Below are 17,346 nucleotides of genomic sequence, written 5' to 3'. Positions count from 1 at the left end.
CTGGCTTGCCTGCGAAGGCGATTGCATAGCCGACAAGGTCATCGTCTGACCCACCGCTATCGCAGGCAAGCCAGCTCCCACCTTTGATCTCATCGGCACGGCAATAGAGCCCGGCGCGCAGACGCCAACGTTCAACTGTTGAAAGGACCACTTTTATGTTCCAACGCACTCCGTTGGCCGGCGCCATTGCGCTGGTCATGGGCAGCCTTGCCGTGCCTGTCTATGCGGCAGACACCACCCAGCCCACCGCAAAAAATGATCACCTGGACACCGTCGTGGTGCTCGGCACCCGCCGCAGTGACCTGACCGCCCTGCAGAGCGCAGCGCCCATCGACGTGCTGTCCGGCGAGCAATTGCAGCAGACCGGCGCCACCGATTTGTCCGGTGCGCTCACCGCCCTGTCGCCGTCGTTCAACTTCCCGCAATCGCCCCAGGGCGCGTTCGCCGGTTCCATCGCCCAAGGCGCGTCGCTGCGCGGCCTGGCCTCGGACCAAGTGCTGGTGCTGGTCAACGGCAAGCGCCGTCACAGCAGCGCCAACATCACCCGCCAGAGCCTGGTGAACGGGCGCGGTGCGGCCGCCGTCGACTTGAGCTTGATCCCGCTGAGCGCGATCCAGCGCGTGGAAATCCTGCGCGACGGCGCCGCCGCGCAATACGGCTCCGACGCCATCGCTGGGGTGATCAACATTGTGCTCAAGGAAAACGACGACGGCGGCAACCTCGGCTACCGCTTCGGTGGCTATGACAAAGGCGACGGTATCCAACGCAAGCTCAGTGGCTGGAAAGGTTTTGCACTGCCCAACGACGGCTTCCTCACCCTGAGTTTCGACGCCGGCAGCCAGGACCCGGCCAGCGACACCAACCCCGACAACCGGATCTTTTATCCCGGCGACACCAGCGTCAACACGCCGCGCGAGCAGAACAACCGCTACCGCACCTGGCGCTGGGGCTCGGGCAATGTCTCGGACCAGTACAACGTCGTGGCCAACAGCGAGATCGGCCTCGGCGAGGGTTTCACCGCCTACGGCTTCGCCACCTACGCCCACAAGAACACTGACGCCGAAGGCTTCTTCGACCCGCCCACCACCTTGCGCAACAACTACGGCAGCACCGCGTTGCAACGTTACCCGGACGGTCGCTTGCCGGTGACCCGCTACGGCCTGGAAGACTATGCCGTGACCGGTGGCCTGCGTTTTGAGAATGATCAATTGGGCAAGTTCGACCTGGCGCTGAACCATGGCAACAACACGCTCACCTCCGATGACCGCAACGCGATCAACCCCAGCTATGGCGTGAACAGCCCGTCGAACATCTACACCGGCAAGCGCGAGAACGACCAGACCAACCTGACCCTGGACTGGGTGCGGGACTTCCCCACCGACTTGCTGTTCAAGCCGCTGACCCTGTCGGCCGGCCTGGCCTGGCGCAAAGAGAACTACCAACTCAGTGCCGGCGAGGCGGCCGGCTGGCAGAACGGGCCGTTGTTCAATACGGTCGACCCGATCACCGGGCGGCGCATTCCCGGCTATTACTCGGGTATCACCCAGGTGGACGCAGCGTCCCTGGAGCGCAAGGTGCTCGGCGCCTACATCGACGTCGAAGGCCAGATCACCGAGAAATTCCAGGCCGGCGTGGCGGTGCGCACTGAGCACTATTCGGACTTCGGCGACACCACCAACGGCAAGCTGTCGCTGCGTTATGACTTCACCCCGCAGATTGCCGCACGAGCCACGGCCAGCACCGGCTACCGTGCGCCCTCGCTGGTGCAGAGCGGCATGTCGTCGTTCAGTGTGCAGGTGGTGGAGCAGCCGCCGGGCAGCGGCAACTACGTGGAGGTGCAGCAACGTACGCTGCGCGCCAACAGCCCCGAAGCCCAGGCCCTGGGCGGCAAGGCGCTCAAGCCGGAAGAGTCGACCAACTACTCCCTCGGCCTGGTGTGGCGCCCCCTGGAAAACGCCTCGGTGACGGTGGACGCCTACCGCATCAACATCGACAACCGCATCACCCTCTCCGACCAATTGCCAGCCAGCGTGGTGACGCCGATCTTTGCCGGCACGCCCTACGCCAACATCCAGAGCGCGGCGTTCTACACCAACGTGGCCGACACCCGCACCGACGGCATCGAGCTGACCGGCAACTACCAGTGGGACCTGCAGCAATGGGGACGCCTGAACCTGAGCAGCGGCTTTGCCAAGACCAATACCACCATCACCGGCTTGCGTGACGTGGGCAATATCAAGGGTTCGCAGATTGTCGGGCGCAACACCCAGGGCCTGATCGAAGACGGCACGCCGGACTCCAAGCTGACCCTGAGCGCCAACTGGCTGTATGAGAACTGGGGCCTCACCGTGGCGCAGCGTCGGTATGGCGAATGGAAAAGCCTCAACGCCACCAACCCCAACCTGGACCAGACCTTCAGCCCACAATGGGTGACCGACGTGGACCTGTCGTACACCTTCCACAAGGGCATCAAGGTCTCGGTGGGCGCGATCAACCTGTTCGACACCCACCCGGACAAGGCCGACGGTGCGCAGTTGTACGGCGTGCCGAAGTACTCGATCACCAGCCCCGAAGGTGCCCAGGGGGCGTTCTACTACACCAGTGTGAGCTACGACTTCTGAGGCGACTGCTGAATGGGTGCTGCTCCAGCAGCACCCTTCTGCTGCCCAGGCATCAACCCGCTCTCCCTGAAGGAACAAATATCCACTGTAGGAGCTGGCTTGCCCGCGATGGCGGCGGCACAGCCAACCATGATGTCGACCGGAACATCGCTATCGCTGGCAAGCCAGCGCCTACAGGAGATCTTCAGGGTGTTCGGGATTCATACATGGCACATGTCTTGCGATAGCCAGCGGGTACTTAGTCCAATTAAGACCCGCCATGCGCCTCCTTCGACTGCTCTCCTGGCTTATCTCACCCCTCGCCCTGCTCGCCACCTGGGCGCTGGTAGCCCATCTCGGCATTTTCCCGCGCAACCTGCTGGTGCCACCGGCCCAGGTGCTGCAAACCTTTGAAGAACTGCTCGCCAGCGGCGAACTGCTCGATCACTTGGGCAACAGCCTGTCACGCCTGGGCCTGGGGTTTGGCATCGGCTCGCTGTGCGGCCTGGCCTTTGGCGTGCTGATGGCGCTGTCCAAGAACGTCGAGGCGTATTGCGGCCCACTGTTCCACACCCTGCGCCAGATCCCCAGCATCGCCTTGATCCCAATGTTCGTGCTGCTGTTCGGTATCGACGAAACCTTCAAGATCATCATCGTCGCCAAGACCGCGTTTTTCCCCGTGGCCCTGGCGGCCGGCGAAGGCGTGCGTGGCATCCCGCGCAGTTATTTTGAAGTGGCCGATGTGTACCGCCTGCGCTGGCCGACGTTTGTGCGCCTGGTGGCCCTGCCCGCCGCCGCGCCGCCGATCATCACCGGTTTTCGCATCAGCCTGACCCGCGCCTGGGTGGTGCTGGTGGCCACCGAATTGCTGGCGGCCGACAGCGGCCTGGGACAGATGATCGAAATGGCCCGGCAGATGCTGCGCATCGATGTGGTGATGGTTGGCGTGGTGGTCACCGGAGTGATCGGCTTCGGCCTCGACTACGGCTTTCGTCGCCTCGAACAACGCCTGTTCCGTTGGCAGACCCGCTAGGAGTTCCTCATGCTGCCCTTGTTGAGAAAATCACGCGGCCTGTTGCTGCCACTGCTGTTGATCCTGGCCTGGGAATACGCCTCGCGCCAGGACGCGGCAGGCGCGTATGCGTTTGTGCCGCTGTCGGCGATCGGCGCCGCGCTGTGGGAAATGCTCGTCAACGGCGAGTTGCTGGTCAACCTGCTGGCCAGCCTGGCGCGCACCAGCACCGGCCTGGTGCTGGGCATCCTGTTCGGCGTGACGCTGGGGGTGCTGATGGCGCTGTCAGGCGTGGCCAACCGCTTGATCGGCCCGCTGTTCCATTCGATTCGCCAGGTGCCGATGCTCGGCTGGATCCCGCTGATTGCCATGTGGTTCGGCAACGGCGAGTTCTCCAAGGTGCTGATCGTCAGCCTCGCGGCGTTTTACCCGATGGTGCTCAACACCTATCAAGGCTTCAGCCATGTGGAACGCCGCTACCGTGAAGTCGGCCAGGTGCTGGTGCTGACGCCGCTGCAACAGTTCACCCAAGTGTTGCTGCCCGCCGCGTTGCCGAGCATCGCCACCGGCGTGTTGCACGCCCTGGCGTTTGCCTGGGTCACGGCGATCGGCAGTGAGCTGTTCCTGTCCTCCGGCGCCGGCCTGGGCAATTTGATGATGAACGCCGAAGCCGGCTCACGCATGGAAGTGATCGTGCTGAGTGTGCTGTGCATCGGTTTGCTCGGCTACTTGATGACGCTGTTGTTCACCCTGCTGAGCCGCCACCTGTTGCGCTGGCGCAACCTCCGTTGAAAGGTCCCGATATGAATGCCATTGCCCATCACACCCTCCACCAGCACGTGCAGACCGGCGCCCTGCAGATTCGCGGCCTGAACAAGGCCTATCGCATCGAAGGCCGCGACCTGCCGGTGCTGCAGGACATCCACCTCGACGTGCGCCCGGGGGAATTCATCAGCATTGTCGGCGCCAGCGGCTGCGGTAAATCCACCCTGCTGCGCCTGATCGTCGGGCTGGAAGCCGAGTACCAAGGCGACATCCTGCTGGACGGCAAGCGCATCGCTTCCACAGGCCTGGAGCGCGGCATCGTGTTCCAGGACCACCGCCTGTTCCCGTGGATGACCGTCAGCCAGAACATCGCCCTGGCCCTGAAAAACCACACGCTGCCCCAGGCCGAAAAAAGCCGTTTGGTGACCGAGCATATTGCCTTGGTGAACCTCAGCGGCTTCGAGAACGCCTACCCCCATCAACTCTCCGGTGGCATGGCACAACGTGCGGCAATCGCGCGGGCGCTGATCAACAAGCCCAAGGTGTTGCTGCTGGACGAACCCCTGGGCGCCCTGGATGCGTTGACCCGCGTGCACCTGCAACGGGAGCTGCAACGTATCTGGGTGCAACAGCGTTGCACGGTGATCATGGTGACCCACGATATCGAAGAAGCGCTGTACCTGGGTGACCGGGTGATTGTGATGGACGCCCACCCTGGGCGGATCAAGCATGAAATCCGCGTCGACCTGCCCCACCCACGAGACCGAACCTCGCCGGTACTGCAAGCCTACAAGGAGCAGTTGCTGGAGGAACTCGTGGGCCACTGATGCCAAAGCGCATGTGACAGACGGAACTTTACAATTTGTCTTGATATGGATATTTTATCCAGACATAGACAACAGGGCTTCCGTGCCCGGGTACTTTTCCAGAGGTCCGTCCCATGCAACTGTCCACCTACCACGACGTCGTCGCCGCCGCCCAGCGCCTGGAAGGCTTTGCCCATCGCACGCCGGTCTTCACCTCGCGCACCCTCGATGCCGAGACCGGCGCCCAGGTGTTCATCAAGTGCGAGAACCTGCAACGCACCGGCTCGTTCAAGTTTCGCGGCGCGTTCAACGCCCTGTCGCGCTTTGACGAGCAGCAGCGCAAGGCCGGGGTGGTGGCGTTCTCTTCCGGCAACCACGCCCAGGGCATCGCCTTGGCCGCGCGCCTGCTGCAGATGCCGGCGACCATCGTCATGCCCACTGACGCGCCGGCAGCGAAGGTCGCGGCCACCCGTGAATACGGTGCCAGCGTGGTGTTCTACGACCGCGTCACTGAAGACCGCGAGCAGATCGGCCGGACCCTGGCGCTAGAGCACGGCATGACCCTGATCCCGTCCTACGACCACCCCGACGTGCTCGCCGGCCAAGGCACCGCCGCCAAGGAGCTGCTGGAATTCACCGGGCCCCTGGACGCACTGTTCGTTGGCCTGGGCGGCGGCGGCATGCTTTCGGGCACCGCGCTGTCGACCCGCGCCCTGGCGCCGGATTGCCTGCTGTACGGCGTCGAACCCGAGGCCGGCAATGACGGCCAGCGCTCGTTCCAGACGGGCAGCATCGTGCACATCGATACCCCGGCCACGATTGCCGACGGCGCCCAGACCCAGCACCTGGGGGAGCATACGTTTCCGATCATCCGTGACCAGGTGAACGACATCCTCACCGTGTCCGACGCGCAACTGGTGGAGGGCATGCGCTTCTTCATGCAGCGCATGAAGATGGTGGTGGAGCCCACCGGTTGCCTGGGCCTGGCGGCCTTGCGCAATGCCAATGGCCGGTTCAGGGGCCAGCGCGTGGGCATCATCGTCACCGGTGGCAACGTCGACGTCGAGAAATACGCGAGCCTGCTCCAAGGCTGACCCGCGCCCCGCACACACCGGATTAATGGCCGAAAAGCGCCCGCCGAGGCGCTGACGGCCCCGCTTTGCCTGCTGAAAACTGCCGCCGATAAAAAACGCCCGGGCGTGCCCCGGGCCTCAACAACAAGAGGTGCTTATGAAAAACCGTTACCTGGCCCGGGCCATCGTGATTGCGATACTCCTGGGTGTACTGGTGGGTGCTGTGTTGCATGCGCAACTGGATGCCGACACCGCCAAGACCCTTGCCGGTTACTTCAACCTGGTGACCGATGTGTTCCTGCGCCTGATCAAGATGGTGATCGCGCCGCTGGTGCTGGCCACGCTGATCAGCGGGGTCGCGAGCATGGCCGACAGCGGCGCCATTGGCCGTGTGGGCCTCAAGGCGATGAGCTGGTTCTTGCTGGCCTCGGTGGTGTCGCTGCTGATCGGGCTGTTGCTGGCCAACCTGTTCCAGCCCGGCGTAGGGCTTGGCCTGAATACGCCCACCAGCGGCGCCAGTGGTTTGAACACCGCCAGCTTCAACCTCTCGGGCTTTTTGTCCCATGTGTTCCCGCGCAGCATTGTCGAGGCCATGGGCAATAACGAGGTGCTGCAAATCGTGGTGTTTTCGCTGTTCTTCGGGGCGGGCCTGGCGTTTGTCAAAGGCCAGGGCAAGTCGAGCATCCTGAACGTGCTCGAAGAGCTGACCCAGGTGATGTTCCGCATCACCGAGTACGTGATGTGGGTGGCGCCGCTCGCGGTGTTTGCCGCCATCGCCGCCACCATCAGTCTGTACGGGCTGGGCATGCTGGTGAGCTTCGGCAAGTTGATCGCGCAGTTCTACCTTGGCCTGGCGCTGCTCTGGCTGGTGATCGGCGGCGCTGGCTACATCGCCCTGGGCGCACGTTTCAAGCACCTGCTGCATCTCCTGCGAAGCCCGGTGTTGTTGGCGTTCTCCACGGCCAGCAGCGAGGCGGCCTACCCCAAGACCATCGACGCCCTCGACAGCTTCGGCTCGCCCAAACGCGTGACCAGTTTTGTATTGCCCCTGGGTTACTCGTTCAACCTCGACGGTTCGATGATGTACCAGGCCTTTATCGTGATGTTCATCGCCCAGGCCTACGGCATCGACATGAGTTTCGGCCACCAGGTGATGGTGCTGCTGACCTTGCTGGTGATCAGCAAAGGCACGGCCGGCGTGGCCCGTGGCTCGCTGGTGGTGCTCGCGGCCGGCTTGCCGATGGTGGGCCTGCCGGAAGCCGGTTTGCTGCTGATCCTGGCAGTGGACCCGATCCTGGACATGGGCCGCACCGCCACCAACGTGTTCGGCTGTGGCGTGGCCACGGCAGTGATCGGCAGCACTACACCCGACGAACAGCCTCAACCGGCTCCCCTTCCCTCCCGTGCTTGAGACCACTATGACTCTGCATCACACCCCGAACGCATCGCCGCCTGCCGGCCATTATTCCCAGGCCGCCAGCCACAACGGCACGCTGTACATCTCCGGGCAATTGCCGGTGAGCCCCGACGGGCGCCATAACCTGTCGGCGCCGTTTGCCGAGCAGGCGCAACTGGCCCTGGACAACCTGCTGGCGATTTTGCAGGCCGCCGGCGGCACGCCCCAGGACCTGGTGAAGGTCACGGTGTATGTGGCCGGGGTTCGGCACTGGCCGGAATTCGATCGCGTGTACGCCGCCGCGCTGGGCGAGCATCGGCCGGCACGGGCGGTGGTGCCGGTGCCGGAGCTGCATCATGGGTACCTGGTGGAGATTGAAGCGGTGGCGCGCTACTTGGCGTAGGTGTAGACCGCCGCGCGCGACACGCCCAGGTGCGAGGCCACGGTCTCCATGGCCCGGCGCACGTCCATGCAACCGGAGTCCTTGAGCTCCTGCATGAGCAGGCGCCGGTCTGCGGCCTTGAGGGCGCGCGGGGTGGTGGCCAGGCGTGCGGCGAACTGGTCGATGCGCGCACGGATGGCGTCGGCCCCGGACGGGTCAAGGGATTCACCGGGCTTGTCGCCGCTCACCGAGCCGAACTGTTCGAGCAGGCTCTGCAAACCACGGAACAACGACAGGTCGACGTTCATGCACAGGGCCGCCACGTATTGGCCGCTGGCGTCCTTGATGCCAATGGAGGTGCTTTTCACCTGGCGGCCATCGCTGAACTGGTTCTGGTAGTTGGCAATGATTTGCGGGTACTCGGGGTCGGCGATGCGCGCCAGGCCCAGTTCGGTGGCCGGGTCGCCCGGCGCACGGCCCGAGAGGTTGTTGTGGATGGCCAGAATCGCGTGCTGCGGGTCGCGCAAATCGTGCAGCACCACTTCGCAGAACGGGCTGAAGGTTTGGCTCAAGCCTTCGGCGATCTGTTCGAGCTGGCTGATCAGGGTGGTTTCTTCAAGCGAGGTCTTTTTCATGCAAGACAACATATCCAGTCCTGGACAGGGCGTCAATTTCGACCCTGCCCCCTATCGTGGAGCTTCAACCATGGACACCCCTGCCGCACTGATTGATACCGTGAAAATGCAGCGCAATCTCGAGCGCATGCAGCAAAGAGCCGACAGCCTGGGCGTGCAACTGCGTCCGCATGTCAAAACCCATAAGTGCGCCCAGGTGGTGGCGGCACAAATCGCGGCGGGCGCCCGTGGCATCACGGTGTCGACCCTCAAGGAAGCCGAGTACTTTTTTGCCCAGGGCATCCACGACATCCTGTACGCCGTAGGCATGGCACCGCACAAATTGCCTCAAGCGCTGGCGTTGCGGCGCCTGGGCTGTGGGTTGACGCTGATCACCGACAGCCTCGCCGGGGCCCAGGCGATTGTCGATTTCGGCCGGGAACAGGGCGAAACCTTTGCGGTAATGATCGAGATCGATTGCGACGGTCATCGTTCCGGGGTCAAGCCGCAGGATCCCGCCTTGCTGGAGATCGCCCGGGTGCTTGGCGACAGCCTGGTGGGCGTGCTGACCCATGCCGGCGAAAGCTACGGCCTGGACACGCCCGACGCCTTGCAAGCCATCGCCGAACTGGAACGCGCCCGCTGCGTCGAGGCGGCCGAACGTATTCGTGCAGCCGGGATGCGTTGTGAACAGGTGAGCGTGGGCTCCACGCCAACCGCGCTGTCAGCCGTGAGCCTGGAAGGCGTCACCGAACTGCGTGCCGGTGTGTATGCGTTTTTCGACCTGGTGATGCACAACATCGGCGTGTGCCGCACGGATGAACTGGCCCTGAGCGTGCTGACCACTGTGATTGGCCATCAGCCGGAAAAAGGCTGGATCATCACCGACGCCGGCTGGATGGCGATGAGCCGGGACCGTGGCACGCAAACGCAGAAGCGCGACTTTGGTTATGGGCAAGTGTGCGATGAGGCCGGTGAACTGATCGATGGACTGCTGTTGAGCAGTGCCAATCAGGAACACGGTGTGGCGCGGTTCCAGGGGCACGAGGTGGAGGTGGTGGCACAGTTTCCATTGGGGACACGCCTGCGGATTTTGCCTAACCATGCGTGTGCCACTGGGGCGCAGTTCGGCAGTTACCATGCGGTGTTAGAGAGTGGTGACGTAGAGGTGTGGGAACGCTTACGCGGCTGGTAACCCATGCACAGAACATTGTAGGAGCCCGGCTTGTCGAATCGTCGCACCGCGGCGATGGCGTCCACGAGGCAAGTGCATGGCTCAAAGGCCCCATCGCAGGCAAGCCAGCTCCCACAGGAGGAGGTGATGCGCCGGCTTCTACGGGGCTTTCTAGATACCTGGTGGGTATCACTTGATACTCACTTGATATTAGACGCCAACAAAACAGAGGGGTGAAACTAGCGCCAACTATAAAAATACCTAAAGAGTATAACCATGCCCTCCCATTCCTCCTGGATCGTCCTGTCCATCACTGGCCTGTACATGTTCAGCCTCGCGCTGATCAGCTACGGCGTGCGTCGGCACTCGCGCAGTGCCACCAACTACACCACCGGTGGCGGGCATTTTCCGGCCTTTTTGATTGGCTTCCTGATGCTCTCGGAGTTCATCGGCACGGCGGTGAGCATTGGTACCGCGCAAACCGGTTTCAAGGTCGGCTTGTCGGCCGCGTGGAACCTGTTTGCCCTGGCCCTGGGCTTTGTGCTGTTCGCCTGGCTGCTGGCGCGCAAGTACAAGGAGTTGGGCGACAACACCATCTCCGGCGTGCTCTCGCGCAACTACGGCCAGCGCACGCGCTTTGCCACGTCCATCATCACCATTTTTGCCCTGGAGATCGTCGCCGTGTCGATCTACGCCAGCGGCGGCGCGGTGTTGGCGAGCGTGATGCAAGTGGACCGCACCCTGGCCATCGTCATCGTCGGCGTGGTCTCGGTGGTGTACGTGAGCATCGGCGGCATGCGTTCGGTGATCTACACCAACTTCGTGCACGCGGCACTCAAATACCTGGGGGTTGGCCTGGCGCTGTGGTTCGGCCTCAAGCAGGTCGGCGGCATTGGCCAGTTGCAGGCGCACTTGCCGGCCAGCATGTTCGAATGGACCACCGTAGGCTGGGGCCAGATCATCGCGTGGATGATCGCTGGCATCGGTTCGATTTTCTCCACCCAGTACGTGATCCAGGCGGTCAATACCGTGAGCCATGCGGGCAAGGCCCAGCGCGCGTGTTTCTACGTGGCGGTGCTAATGGTGCCGTTTGGTATCGGCGCGGCGTTGATTGGCATGTGCAGCGCGGTGCTGTTTCCCCAGGTGGATTCGCTGCAAGCCTTTCCCAGCCTGATCGCGAGCATGGACCAGCTCACCGCAGGTCTGGTGGTCGCGGGCCTGGCCGGCTCGCTGTTTGGCACCATTTCGGCGGTGAGCATGGGCTCGGCGACGTTGCTGCTGCGCGACTTCTACGAGCCGTGGTTCAACCCGGAAAAAAGCGACGTGAAGAACCTGCGTTTCGTGCGCCTGGCGACGATTGCGGTGGGTTTGCTGCCCATTGCCCTGGCGCTGACCTCGGACAAGGTGCTGATGATCGCCTTCCTCGGCAAAGCCCTGCGCGCGTCCCTGGCGGTGCTGGTGTTGCTGGTGTTCTATGCACCACGGTTTGGCACAGCGACGGGGGCGTTTTTGAGCATCATTGCGTCATTGGTGGCAACGGTGGGATGGTTTCTGGCGGGGAACCCGTGGGGCGTTGATAACGCCTACGTGGCGTTGCTGACGCCGTTGATCATCATGAGTTTGAGCCATGTGATGCAGCGCCCAACCCCGCTGGCCACACAAGCCACCTGACCGGTAGAGGCTGAGACCACCATCCTGTAGTGACCGAGCTTGCTCGCGCTGGGCTGCGAAGCGGCCCCACAAAAGCGGGAGCGCTGCACACTCCGGCGCGAGCAAGCTCGCTCACTACAGTCGATGGCGACAGGGTTAGCCGGCGTCTTGCAGGATCAGGTCGGCGCCCTTCTCTGCCACCATCAACACCGCCGCGTGGGTGTTGCCCGAGGTCACGTTGGGGAAGATCGACGCATCGACAATGCGCAGCCCTTCCAGCCCATGCACCTTCAAGCGCTTGTCCACCACCGACACCTGCGGGTCTGAGCCCATGGCGCAGGAGCCGCACAGGTGGTAGATCGAGCCGCTGTTCTCGCGGAAGTATTGCAGCATTTCTTCATCGGTCTGCACCGCCGCGCCCGGCAAGACTTCGGCCACGGTGATGCCCTTGAGTGCCGGCGCCTGCATGATCTTGCGCATCAACCGGCTGCCCTGGATCACCTCATCGATGTCCTTCTGGGTGCTCAGGTAGTTGGGGTCGATCAGCGCCGCATCACGCGGGTTTTTCGAGGCGATGCGGATGGTGCCCCGGCTGGTCGGCCGGCATGGGTTGAAGCACAGCAGGAAGCCGGAATACGGCTCGGGCTTGAGGCTGGCCTTGTTGTTTTTCGGGATCTGGTACGACAACGGGTTGAAATACAGCTGCAGGTTCGGGTCTTTCTGCTCTTCGTTGCCGCGAAAGAAACCACCGGCCTGGTTGACGCTCATCGCCAGTGCGCCCTTGCGGGTGAACAGGTATTTGAGGCCCAACTTGAACTGGCCGAACAACGAGCTGAGTTCATCGTTCAAGGTCGGAATATTGGCCTTGTAGTAATAGCTGGCGCACAGGTGGTCCTGCAGGTTTTCACCCACGGCCGGCAGGTGCTTGACCAGCGGGATATTGTGCTCGGCCAGCAGCTGCTGATCGGCCACGCCGGACAGTTGCAGGATCTTCGGCGTGTCCACCGCGCCGGCGCAGAGAATCACTTCCTTGCGCGCAGTGAAGGTGCGGCTCACGCCGTGCTGGGTCACGGCAATGCCGGTGGCGCGCTGCTGGTCGTCGAACAGCACGCGGTCGACCAGGGCATGCAACTCCACCGTCAGGTTGGAGCGCCCCAGCGCCGGGTGCAGGTGCGCAAAGCTGCTGGAACTGCGCTCGCCGTTGCGGGTGTTGACGTCATAGAGACCTGCGCCTTCGAAGTTCGGGCCGTTGAAGTCGTCGCTGTGGGCATAGCCCAGTTGCTCGCAGCCCTTGAGGAACACGTCGCAGATCGGGTGAGTCTGGCCCTTCATCGGCGTGATGCTGATCGGGCCGCTGCTGCCGTGGTACTCGGTGTCGCCCAGGGGGTGGTTCTCCAGCTTGCGAAAGTACGGCAGTACGTCTTTGAAGCCCCAGCCGTCGTTGCCGTTGGCCGCCCAATCATTAAAGTCATGGGCCTGGCCACGCACGTAGATCATCGCGTTGATCGAGCCCGAACCGCCCTGCACCTTGCCCCGTGGGGCGTAGATGGCACGGTCGGCCAACTGCTTTTGCGGCTGGCTGTAGTACATCCAGTTGAAGGTCGGGTTGTAATACATCTTGGCGAAACCGACCGGGATCTTGAACCACCAGGAGCTGTCCTTGCCGCCCGCTTCCAGCAGCAACACGGAGTGTTCGCCCGAGGCGGACAACCGGTTGGCCAGGACGCAGCCTGCGGCGCCAGCCCCGGCGATGATGTAGTCATATGTCATTCACGGTTACCGCGTAGTCGTTTTTTTTAGCCCTTGGCGGGCGAAGTGTCTTTCACGTCAGCCGGTGTCGGCGCCATTTGCAGGTGCAGGCGCTCACCGGTGTACGGCGTGTGTTTGCGCACCACGTCCATGTTCAGCTCCACCCCCAGGCCCGGCTCGGTGGACGGGATGATGTAGCCGTCCTCCCATTGCAGCGGCTTGGTGAGGACTTCGGCATGGAAACCGCCCCAGGTCATGATGCTTTCCTGGATCAGGAAGTTCGGCGTGCAGGTGGCCAACTGGAAGCTGGCAGCCGCGCCAATCGGCCCGTTGTACAGGTGCGGGGCGATCTGCGCGTAGTAGGCCTCGGCCATGCTCGCGATCTTCTTGGCTTCCAGCAGCCCGCCGCAGCGCGCCACGTTCATCTGCAGGATCGACGCGCCACCGGCTTGCAGCAGCTTGAAGAATTCGTACTTGGTGGTCAGGCGCTCGCCCGTGGCAATCGGGATGCTGGTCTTCGCCGCGACCTGGGCCATGGCGTCCTCCTGGCCTGGCGGCACCGGCTCTTCAAACCACAGCGGGTCGTATTTTTCCAGGCGCTTGGCCAGGCGGATCGCCGACGACGGCACCATCTGCCCGTGGGTGCCGAACAGCAGGTCGCACTTGTCGCCCACTGCTTCGCGGATCTTGCGGCAGAAGGTTTCGCAACGCTCCAGCACTTCCAGCGAGATCTGGTGACCGGAGTACGCGGTGTACGGGCCGGCCGGGTCGAACTTCACGGCGGTGAAGCCCTTGTTCATGTTCTCGATGGCGCACTCGGCCGCCAGGTCCGGGTCGTCGTAGTCGTACTCGCCCTTGCTGTTGACCGGGTACAGGTAGGTGTAGGAGCGCAGGCGCTCGTTGACCTTGCCGCCAAGCAGTTCGTAGACCGGTTTGTTCGCCGCCTTGCCGATGATGTCCCAGCAGGCCATTTCCAGGCCGCTGACCACACCCATCATGGTCAGGTCCGGGCGCTGGGTGAAACCGCTGGAGTAGGCCTGGCGGAAGAAGCGTTCGATGTGGTGCGGGTCATGGTTGAGCAGGTAGCGCTCGAACACGTCCTCGATGATCGGCAGCATGGCCTTGGGGCCGAAGGTGGCAGCGTAGATCTCGCCGACGCCTTCGATGCCGCAGTCGGTCTTGAGCTTGACGAACAGCCAGTACATGCCGCCGATGTGCGGCGGTGGAACGGCAACGATATGGGTTTCAAGGGCGACGATTTTCATCTCAGGCACCTGTCTGGTTGAATTTTTTACGGTTGATTCGGGCGCGCAGGGTCAAGGCCGCGAGGGTGCCAAGCACGCCGATGAAGGCGATGTAGCCGAAATACAGGTTGTAGCCGGCCTTGCCTGGGTAGGTGTCGGTCAGGTAGCCGTTGATCAGCGGGATAAAGGTGTCCGGCAGGTAACCCACCACCGAGACGATGCCGATGGCCAGCCCGGTGATGCGCAGCGGGATGTCACAGCTGTCGAGGATCGCCCAGTACAGGCCACGGATCGCGTAGGTCATCAGGCCGATGAAGATCACCGTGCCGATCAGCAGGCCCAGGCTGTTGAACGCCGGGAACACGATCAGCCCGACCATCGCCAGGGTCACCAGCGCCAGGGCGACGATCAGCACCGAGATGTTCGAGAACTTGTCCCCCAGCCAGCCGCCACCAATGCCGCCGATGGGGCGCATCCACAGCTTGATGGTGGTGATGGTGCCGGCCATCACGGCGGTCATGCCGCTGCCTTGCAGGTAGTCGGAGAAGCTGTAGGTGGCCCAGAACATGTGGTAACCGCAGAACACGATGGCAGTCACCAGCCACAGCTCGGGGATCTTCACCAGGGTGGTCAGGTCGGCGATCAGGTTGAACTTGCCCTTCTCCACCGCTGCGGTTTCAGCCAGGGACTTGGGGTCCTTGAGCAGCACCAGGCCGCAGCCGATGGCGATACAGATGAACGAGTACATGTACACGACGTGCTTGAAGCCTTCGGCGGCCGACTCGCTACGGGTCTCGGTGGCGTAGGCGAACAAGCCCAGGGCGACGGTGGCGAGCAAGGCTTCCACCAACCCACGGCCGCCGTCGAGGATGCCGAAGAAACGGCCCTGTTCGGTGTGGTGGGCAATCATCTTCACGCGCTTGAGCACCGAAGCCCAGAACGTCAGGCCGGTGGTCAGGCCCCAGCAGCCGAAGATGATCATCAAGCCGGTCATCGACGGCACGCTGGCGTACCACAGGCCCAATGCGCCGGTGGCGACCAGGGAGAAGAAGATCAGGAAACGCGGTGGCAAACGGTCGGCCAGCCAGCCGCTGGGCAGGTAGCTGAGCAGGAAGATCGTGCCCAGCATGGAGTACAGGTAGCCCAGCTCGCTGTGGTTGATGTGGAACACCTCCAGCATGGTGGTCTGGTAGACCTGGCGCAGGTAGAGGATCGGGTAGATCGCCCCTGCGGCCAGCACCAGCAACAGCAATTGGAAGTAGCGACTGGCTTTGTCGCTGTTTGCCGCGGACACGGCAACGGAAACCTGGGCAACGGGTGCAGGCTTGGACATCGTGTGGACCTCAGGCACCCGATGCGCGGGTGCCCTGATAATTGTTTTTATTGAAGGTGCAGCAGGTGTTCGTGGATCAGTACTTCATGACCACCAAGCGGGTCTGGGTGAATTCAAGCATCCCGTGCTTACCGTCATCGCCGCCCAGCCCCGAGCGTTTCCAGCCGGCGTGGAACCCTTGGTAAGGGTCAGCCGGGGTGCGATTGACGTACAACTCGCCGGCTTCAATGGCATTCGCCACTTTCATCGCCGTGCGGTAGTTCTCGGTGTAGAGCACCGACGACAGGCCGAACTGATGGTCGTTGGCCATGGCCAGCGCTTCATCGATGTCGCGGTACTTGAGCACCGGCAACACCGGGCCGAAGATTTCTTCCTGGATGATTTCCATGTCCTGGCGGCAACCACTGAGCAAGGTCGGCGGGTAGAAATGGCCCGGGCCCTCGGGCAGCACACCGCCTGTTTCCAGTACAGCACCGGCGGCGACGGCGCGCTCGACCATGGCGTGGATATTCTTTTGCGAACTGGCGTTGACCAGCGGGCCCATCAGGCTGGCGTCGGTTGCGCGATCACCGAACTTCACCGCGCTGATCTTTGTTTTGAGCAAGGCCAGGAACCGGTCGTAGACAGCCTCATGCACGTAGACACGCTCCACCGCCGTGCACAGCTGGCCGCAGTGGGTGGTCTTGGAGGCGACAATGGCGCTGGCGGCCTTTTCCAGGTCGGCGTCGGCTTCGATGATCGCCGGGGTCTTGCCGCCCAGTTCCAGGGACGGCTTGGCGATGTTGGCCTTGCAGTAATCGAGCACGATGCGCCCGGCATTCACGCTACCGGTGAGGGTAATCAGGCCGACGGCCTTGTGCGTGCAGACGCTGGCAGCGGTGCCGTGGTCCATGGTCAGAATGTTGATCACACCCGCCGGAATGCCGGCCTTGACCACCGCACGGGCGATCTCGAACGCCGACAGCGGCGTGTTGTTGCTCGGACGCACCACCACGGTGTTGCCCGCGATCAGCGCCGGGGCGATCTTGCGCAGCAGGGTGTAGACCGGGTAGTTGAACGGGATCAGGCAGGCCACGACGCCAATCGGCTCGCGTTGCAGGAACAGGTTTTCGTCCGGGGTATCGCTGGGAATGATCTCGCCTTCGATACGGCGCGCCCATTCGGCGTGGTAACGGGTGATCTGGGCGGCGTAGCGCGCTTCGTTGCTGGCGTCGCTGACGCTCTTGCCCGACTCGCTGGCCAAGGCCGTGCCAATGGCTTCGGCGCAGGCGTCGAGGGCATCGGCAAAGGCCCGCAGGTGTTCGGCGCGTTCGATACTGGTGAGCTTGCCCCAGGTTTTCTGGGCGATCGCGGCGGCGTCGACGGCGGCAATCGCCTCATCGGCGGTGGCCGCGCTGACGTGGCCCACCAGGGTTTCGGTGGCCGGGTTGTAGACGGCGATCAGCGCGTCGCTGGCAGGTTCGACAAATTGACCGTTGAAAAAATTGCGCTCGAGTTGCATGTGGTTCGCCCAACGTTGTTGTTATCCGAGTGACATGCAGTTTTGTC

14 protein-coding genes are annotated in these 17,346 nt (G+C 63.1%); 9 read left to right on the top strand and 5 right to left on the bottom strand.

What is annotated here, in order from left to right:
- Positions 1–155: 155 nt before the first annotated feature.
- From ACVWVP_RS26930 to ACVWVP_RS26900, 7 genes are all read left to right on the top strand, one after another.
- Positions 156–2,621: a TonB-dependent receptor plug domain-containing protein gene (locus tag ACVWVP_RS26930; protein ID WP_457409004.1), complete on the top strand. Its 2,466-nt coding sequence runs from the start codon at positions 156–158 to the stop codon at positions 2,619–2,621.
- A 259-nt stretch (positions 2,622–2,880) separates the two neighbouring features.
- A complete protein-coding gene (locus ACVWVP_RS26925; protein WP_176999100.1) occupies positions 2,881–3,633 on the top strand; it encodes an ABC transporter permease in 753 nt (250 codons plus the stop codon).
- A gap of 9 nt (positions 3,634–3,642) precedes the next feature.
- Entirely contained in the window at positions 3,643–4,404 is a 762-nt protein-coding gene (locus ACVWVP_RS26920) for an ABC transporter permease (protein WP_457409002.1), read from the top strand.
- An 11-nt stretch (positions 4,405–4,415) separates the two neighbouring features.
- Positions 4,416–5,204 (top strand): ABC transporter ATP-binding protein, encoded by a 789-nt coding sequence (locus ACVWVP_RS26915; RefSeq protein ID WP_457408999.1) that lies wholly within the window; start codon positions 4,416–4,418, stop codon positions 5,202–5,204.
- A gap of 113 nt (positions 5,205–5,317) precedes the next feature.
- A complete protein-coding gene (locus tag ACVWVP_RS26910; protein ID WP_457408998.1) occupies positions 5,318–6,277 on the top strand; it encodes a threo-3-hydroxy-L-aspartate ammonia-lyase in 960 nt (319 codons plus the stop codon).
- 136 nt (positions 6,278–6,413) lie between these two features.
- Positions 6,414–7,667 (top strand): dicarboxylate/amino acid:cation symporter, encoded by a 1,254-nt coding sequence (locus ACVWVP_RS26905; RefSeq protein ID WP_457408995.1) that lies wholly within the window; start codon positions 6,414–6,416, stop codon positions 7,665–7,667.
- A 7-nt stretch (positions 7,668–7,674) separates the two neighbouring features.
- Positions 7,675–8,055: a RidA family protein gene (locus ACVWVP_RS26900; protein WP_176999095.1), complete on the top strand. Its 381-nt coding sequence runs from the start codon at positions 7,675–7,677 to the stop codon at positions 8,053–8,055.
- On the opposite strand, the gene ACVWVP_RS26895 is transcribed toward ACVWVP_RS26900, so the two are convergent.
- Positions 8,043–8,669: a helix-turn-helix transcriptional regulator gene (locus tag ACVWVP_RS26895; RefSeq protein ID WP_178922998.1), complete on the bottom strand. Its 627-nt coding sequence runs from the start codon at positions 8,667–8,669 to the stop codon at positions 8,043–8,045. The genes ACVWVP_RS26900 and ACVWVP_RS26895 overlap by 13 nt on opposite strands.
- Before the next feature lie 70 nt (positions 8,670–8,739).
- Between ACVWVP_RS26895 and ACVWVP_RS26890 the strand changes: the two genes are divergently transcribed.
- Both ACVWVP_RS26890 and ACVWVP_RS26885 read left to right on the top strand, forming a co-directional pair.
- Positions 8,740–9,843 carry a DSD1 family PLP-dependent enzyme gene (locus tag ACVWVP_RS26890; RefSeq protein ID WP_457408992.1) on the top strand — a complete coding sequence of 368 codons (1,104 nt, stop codon included), beginning with the start codon at positions 8,740–8,742 and terminating at the stop codon, positions 9,841–9,843.
- A gap of 255 nt (positions 9,844–10,098) precedes the next feature.
- Complete coding sequence (locus tag ACVWVP_RS26885) at positions 10,099–11,493, top strand: sodium:solute symporter family protein (RefSeq protein WP_259171240.1); 1,395 nt, start codon at positions 10,099–10,101, stop codon at positions 11,491–11,493.
- Between the two features lie 135 nt (positions 11,494–11,628).
- Here ACVWVP_RS26885 and ACVWVP_RS26880 read toward each other — a convergent pair whose 3' ends face one another.
- The 4 genes from ACVWVP_RS26880 to aldA form a co-directional block, all read right to left on the bottom strand.
- Positions 11,629–13,242, bottom strand: coding sequence for a GMC family oxidoreductase (locus tag ACVWVP_RS26880; protein ID WP_176999091.1), 1,614 nt, complete (start codon positions 13,240–13,242; stop codon positions 11,629–11,631).
- A gap of 26 nt (positions 13,243–13,268) precedes the next feature.
- The gene (locus tag ACVWVP_RS26875; protein ID WP_017135452.1) at positions 13,269–14,486 is read right to left on the bottom strand and encodes a mandelate racemase/muconate lactonizing enzyme family protein; all 1,218 of its coding nucleotides are present in this window, start codon (positions 14,484–14,486) and stop codon (positions 13,269–13,271) included.
- 1 nt (position 14,487) lies between these two features.
- The gene (locus ACVWVP_RS26870) at positions 14,488–15,798 is read right to left on the bottom strand and encodes an MFS transporter (RefSeq protein ID WP_178922989.1); all 1,311 of its coding nucleotides are present in this window, start codon (positions 15,796–15,798) and stop codon (positions 14,488–14,490) included.
- 76 nt (positions 15,799–15,874) lie between these two features.
- A complete protein-coding gene (gene aldA / locus ACVWVP_RS26865; RefSeq protein ID WP_178922987.1) occupies positions 15,875–17,299 on the bottom strand; it encodes an aldehyde dehydrogenase in 1,425 nt (474 codons plus the stop codon).
- Between the last annotated feature and the right edge of the window lie 47 nt (positions 17,300–17,346).

The sequence above is a fragment of the Pseudomonas sp. TE24901 genome (assembly GCF_054058375.1).
This window is presented reverse-complemented; position numbering and strand designations above follow the sequence as displayed.